General features: G+C 71.7%; 1 protein-coding gene. It reads left to right on the top strand.

Annotated features, from left to right (window positions below; all coding sequences use genetic code 11):
* Positions 1-14 precede the first annotated feature (14 nt).
* A partial coding sequence (locus VR45_RS41380; RefSeq protein ID WP_159394569.1) for a hypothetical protein occupies positions 15-339 on the top strand: 325 nt, incomplete at its 3' end.

Below are 339 nucleotides of genomic sequence, written 5' to 3'. Positions count from 1 at the left end.
CGCACATGGACGGCATGCTGGACGAGTTCCTGACCGTCGCACAGACCCTGACCTTCCACCGGCCGACGGTTCCCGTGGTCTCCAATGTCACCGGGAAGCTCGCCACCGTCGAGGAGATCACCGACCCGGAGTACTGGGTGCGGCAGGTCCGTGGCGCCGTGCGCTTCGCCGACGTGGTCACCACCCTGGCCGACGAGGGCGCGACGACCTTCGTCGAACTCGGCCCCGACGGCACCCTGGCCGGTCTGGTCGGCGGCATTCTCGACACCGCCGCCGACCCGGACCTGACCGCCACGGCCGTGCTCCGCCGGGAGCGGCCCGAGGAGCGGACGGCGCTGA

Origin of the sequence: Streptomyces sp. NRRL S-495 (assembly GCF_000966955.1) — a bacterium.
Taxonomy (GTDB): domain Bacteria; phylum Actinomycetota; class Actinomycetes; order Streptomycetales; family Streptomycetaceae; genus Kitasatospora; species Kitasatospora purpeofusca.
The sequence above is the reverse complement of the archived record's forward strand: the minus strand, read 5'-3'. Positions and strand labels throughout refer to the sequence as shown.